This is a genomic window from Streptomyces sp. NPDC026417, from assembly GCF_055567695.1.
Map to the genome: position 1 here is coordinate 1 of NZ_JBVHPY010000110.1, position 2,161 is coordinate 2,161.

The window sequence follows — 2,161 nt, forward strand, 5'->3', positions numbered from 1 at the left end:
TGCGCATCCGCTGGGAACGACGCGACGACATCCACGAAGCCTTCCTCGGACTCGCCGTCTGCCTGATCACCCACCGCCACGTCCAACGCCTTTGTCAGGGAGAGTTAGCCCGAGTTCCTCTTGATCTACGCCGAGGGCCACTCCTGGTACCTACCCAGATCGCTGTCCATGCCGGGGAAAGGGCAACCCAGGTGGGTTGATCGGCTACGAGTGCCCGGCCGTTGGGCGGGCCGTGACGTTCGAGGGGATCGGTGAGCGGGGGCTGGTCGCCATACGGACGCGTGGCCTGTTCGGACGTATCGCCGTCGCCGTGGCCAGTGGTCACGTAGTGCATATTCCCAAGCGAGTGCCATCACTGATGGCTGCAGAATCAGCCGTGGTGGTCTGAAAGAACACCATGCGCTGCGCGCAACTCCGCACGACCCTGCTGAAACAGGCCGCCGAGCAGCGCCTGAACATGCTCGACCGGGACACACCGTGAAGGGAATCATGGGCGAGTGACGTTGATCGAAGCAGCAGCACTCGCTCTACAGGACCATGCCGCCCTATGGAGCATGGGGGAAATCCGCGCGAGCGAGGTCGTCACTTCCGCCTGTGATGCGCTCGTCGCCGATGCCCCCAGCCTGCGGATTCTCGCCGCCCGCACACGCACCGAGGCGGACAACGACATCCACGACCTGCTTCCGTCAGCACTCGCCGAACTCGGAGCCCCACCGTCTATCCACACGGCAGCAAGGCCGGCCAGGAAGCCGCCGCCCGAGCCCTCGCACGCCGCATGCTCGCCGACGAGCTCACTCCTTGGGAGTTCACTTTCCGGATTCATCACCGCTACGGACACGAACTGCCCCTGACCAAGCGACTCGCAGAGCTCGACGACGAATACGGCATCCTCGACTATGAGGACAAAACCGTCGTGGCCCAGGTCAATGCAGAGGTCATCGCCGAAGCCCGTCGCCTCACAACCAACCCCACCCACCGACACACCCCGCGATGATCACGTAACCCCCGGGCTGCGGTCACCAATCCCCCGGCTGCTCGAGTGCGGGACGACAGCCGCGCCTTCCAGAACAAGGCTGAGCTGGAACTTCGCCCATCGATAAGCGGTCTGGCGTGGGCGATGGTCCGGCTGTGACTGACGATCAACCCATCAATGATCCTGGTCTTCCCGTCGGCACCGAGGTGGTTGATGACCTCGGTCAGGGTCCGCAGCCGCACACCCTGACTTACGGTGCACCCTCGCTCGGTGAGCAAGGGCGGCACCTCTGCGGTAACCCGAGTGATGGTGGAGCGGTCGACACCGAACCAGCAGGCGAGCAGTCGTGCGTGGTGGGCATGTCGAAGGTGGACGAGCGTAACCAAGAGCCGGTCGACGAACACCAACCGGTGCTTTCGCACCCGCGCCCACAGCGCGGTACGCGGACGAGACGCAAGCTCGGTCTGGTGCCGTGCATGACACAACGGGCTCAGCTCTGCGACCAGTTCAACGATCACGTTGGCCGACGGACCCGTGATCCTCCGGTCGCTGATGATCGCTGCACGATATGCGTTCTCCACCACACGACCATGATCGTTGATCAGAAGCTCGACGCCTCACCGCTTACCATGCACGAGCTCGTTAGGGATCCCGGTCTTGGCCGACCCGCGGCTACCAGGGCGCCTGTGACACCATCGCCGTTCCCCATAGACGACGACCTGGCAAAGACCTCACAGCCAGACAGAAGTGTGTGCACCGTGCACACTCGCGTTTGAGAGGTTCTGTCGAGCGAGCCATCGCGGCGGTCAAGACCTGGCGGATTCTCCGCAAAGCCCGCTGCCACCCGAGCCGTACGACCTCAATCGTCAGAGCCATCTCACCCTAGAGACTCACCCCTGAACGAGCCCACTGAGCTTCATTCATCCTGTGCTGGGGGATGAAATGGGCTGGTCAGTGGGTGTGGTGACGAGACAGGGCACCTCGTCGTTGGCGTGGTGATTCCACTCAGCACACCGGCGACCGAAGGGGCCCTGTTGATTGCGTATCCTGCCACGCTCGACATCCCGCACGAGCTCGTCGAGCATGTCGCCTGGCTGTACGAGCACCGCCCGGCGCACGCGCTGGCGGAAACTCGGCTGCTTCGACCAGGCACTGCTGACGCTGGTCCACCTGCGCAAGAACGAGACG

3 protein-coding genes and 3 pseudogenes are annotated in these 2,161 nt (G+C 63.7%); 5 read left to right on the top strand and 1 reads right to left on the bottom strand.

From position 1 onward, the window contains the following. The 3 genes and pseudogenes from ACZ4NT_RS39200 to ACZ4NT_RS39210 all read left to right on the top strand — a co-directional run. Positions 1 to 92 (top strand): annotated as a pseudogene (locus ACZ4NT_RS39200) (IS5/IS1182 family transposase); the annotation flags it as partial. A 405-nt stretch (positions 93 to 497) separates the two neighbouring features. After that, the gene (locus ACZ4NT_RS39205) at positions 498 to 851 is read left to right on the top strand and encodes a hypothetical protein (protein WP_467730208.1); all 354 of its coding nucleotides are present in this window, start codon (positions 498 to 500) and stop codon (positions 849 to 851) included. Further along, positions 776 to 994: a hypothetical protein gene (locus ACZ4NT_RS39210; RefSeq protein ID WP_467730212.1), complete on the top strand. Its 219-nt coding sequence runs from the start codon at positions 776 to 778 to the stop codon at positions 992 to 994. The genes ACZ4NT_RS39205 and ACZ4NT_RS39210 overlap by 76 nt, the downstream gene beginning before the upstream one ends. Here the strand turns inward: ACZ4NT_RS39210 and ACZ4NT_RS39215 are convergent. Beyond that, entirely contained in the window at positions 895 to 1,557 is a 663-nt protein-coding gene (locus ACZ4NT_RS39215) for a helix-turn-helix domain-containing protein (RefSeq protein ID WP_467730210.1), read from the bottom strand. The two genes, ACZ4NT_RS39210 and ACZ4NT_RS39215, sit on opposite strands and share 100 nt — an antisense overlap. 95 nt (positions 1,558 to 1,652) lie before the next feature. On the opposite strand from ACZ4NT_RS39215, the pseudogene ACZ4NT_RS39220 reads away from it, so the two are divergent. Together ACZ4NT_RS39220 and ACZ4NT_RS39225 are read left to right on the top strand one after the other, a co-directional pair. Further along, positions 1,653 to 1,859, top strand: a pseudogene (locus tag ACZ4NT_RS39220) (transposase family protein); the annotation flags it as partial. Between the two features lie 106 nt (positions 1,860 to 1,965). Continuing rightward, a pseudogene (locus ACZ4NT_RS39225) lies at positions 1,966 to 2,161 on the top strand (IS5/IS1182 family transposase); the annotation flags it as partial.

Bases quoted from the DNA above. Each gene is read 5' to 3' on its own strand.
- ACZ4NT_RS39210 (WP_467730212.1), top strand. From the start codon at position 776: ATGCTCGCCGACGAGCTCACTCCTTGGGAGTTCACTTTCCGGATTCAT.